This is a genomic window from Endozoicomonas sp. ALC013, assembly GCF_049310205.1.
Taxonomy (GTDB): Bacteria; Pseudomonadota; Gammaproteobacteria; order Pseudomonadales; family Endozoicomonadaceae; genus Endozoicomonas.
Window position 1 is genome coordinate 1 of record NZ_JBLYNS010000342.1, and the last position, 1,924, is coordinate 1,924.

General features: G+C 47.7%; 3 protein-coding genes. All 3 read left to right on the forward strand.

What is annotated here, in order from left to right; all coding sequences use genetic code 11:
* Positions 1-1,124, forward strand: a 1,124-nt coding sequence (locus ACO6V1_RS23700; protein WP_422469023.1) for an RAP domain-containing protein, incomplete at its 5' end; no start/stop codon positions are given.
* Positions 1,125-1,229: 105 nt separating this feature from the next.
* Positions 1,230-1,388, forward strand: a complete 159-nt coding sequence (locus ACO6V1_RS23705) for a hypothetical protein (RefSeq protein WP_422469025.1) — start codon at positions 1,230-1,232, stop codon at positions 1,386-1,388.
* On the forward strand, positions 1,336-1,924 hold a 589-nt coding region (locus ACO6V1_RS23710; RefSeq protein ID WP_422469027.1), incomplete at its 3' end, for a hypothetical protein. The genes ACO6V1_RS23705 and ACO6V1_RS23710, both read left to right, overlap by 53 nt.

Sequence of the window (1,924 nt, forward strand, 5' to 3'; positions counted from 1 at the left end):
CGACACCAGGTCTCAACGAGGCCGTGGCGGCGCTGTTGCCCTTCGTGCACATACAAAAAGCTAACTTTAACCCACAGGAAACCGCCAACCTGCTTTGGGCCATGGCGAAACTGGTGGACAACGGGCAGGAGCAGACACCAGAGGTCAACGAGGCCGTGACGGCGCTGATGCCCCTCGTGAATGGACAAAAAGCAAACTTTACACCGCAGGGTATCGCCAACCTGCTTTGGGCCATGGCGAAACTGGTGGACAAGGGGCTGGAGCAGACACCAGGTCTCAAAGAGGCCGTGGCCGCCCTGTTGCCCCTCGTGAACGCACATAAAGCGGACTTTAAATCACAGGAAATCGCTAACCTGCTGTGGGCCATTGCGAAACAGGGTGAACTCGTTGAGCTGAACGTGGTTACCTCTGCGTTCGAATCGCTTGTCTATCGAATCAGTACGAACCCTCAGCTTTCTCAGCCAGAGATATCGATGTCTCTCTGGGCCTTAATGGTATGCTGTGCCAGGTTGTTTCTGGACTCCAATGCCAATAAAAATAACCTGTTTGAAAAACACATGGATGACCTGTTGACTCGCCTGGAAAATACATCGCCAGATAATGGAGATGATCAATCCATCATCACCATGGCTGCAAGTTGGCTTGGCAGAGCCTGTCCGGTCGTTCGCCATTACCACACAAACATTTCAAAAACCCAAGCCGACTTCCGCGATCAACTCCAATCATCTATTCCATTTTTGAAGATCGAAGAGGAAAAGAGTCTGAACTCACTGCCTCCGGTTGACCTGCTACTGCCAGATCACAACATAGTGATTGAAGTTCAGGGTCCCTCTCATTATGTGGGTGGTGATTTCAAAACCAGGAAGGGTTCGACTCTGCTGAAAATCGCAATGTTGCAAAAAGTGGGATTTGAGGTCATTGAAATCCCGGCTAACCAGCTTTTGAACAAAGATTTAATGAAACCATATATTGATCAAATAGAGATCAGGATAGGCATCCCGCCACAGGGTCATGACTCTGTTTCACTTAAAAGAGGATCGACAGACGCTGCATACGTAACTGGTGAACAACATTTACAAGAGCAAACTAACCCGGCAAAGAGGAAGAAAGCAAGCAACCAGTAATCGCCCTCCTCCCATCATGACTCAAGTATACTTTGCCGCACAATGAACTTCTGGGCATAACAGCAGTCTGCCTTTAATATTTTCATGAATTAATGAAATATAATTATGGATAGAAATTCTGCTGGTATCAGTGGTCAATACCCAAGATCAGATAACAGTTACAACCAACCGAATGGCCATGCCCCTTCTTCAAGGCGTGGGCGATACCGACATGCCACAGTCAGACCATGGAATCATCCCCCGCACGGCACCGGGCCGCAATGAATTTTACCGTTCTTCTGGCACACGCTCTTCTCAATATCTACAGCGTCGTACAGTAAACCCTGCTCAAGATTTTAATGCCCTTATCAAACAGGAAGTAATGGATGACCTGGTAAGTAAATCGCATCATTTCGGTCATCGCTATGATGGGAGAAATCACGGTCAGTATGCCAGTTCAATTAAAAAATACTCATCAGCGGCTAAAAGACCGTTAAATCGCACAGAACAAAGCCAGCTGATGCGTTTGCTGCACAATTTTACCGTAACACGGAGCTGGAATTGGCGAAGCCTGACGACAACACTTCACTCATTTACTTCAGCGGGTGTTTTTACCCCTCATAAACCCATGGATGAGCGTGTTCAGCTCACTCAAGTTGCCTTATTGTCGACCCTACTTGATGCAATAATATTTAACAGCAACCAAAAACCGGAAGCCAGTGATATTGGTGCTCAGGAAATCGCTAACCTGCTGTGGGCCATGGCCAAACTGGTAGATAACGGGCAGGTGCAAACACCAGAATTCAAAAAGGCCGTGGTCA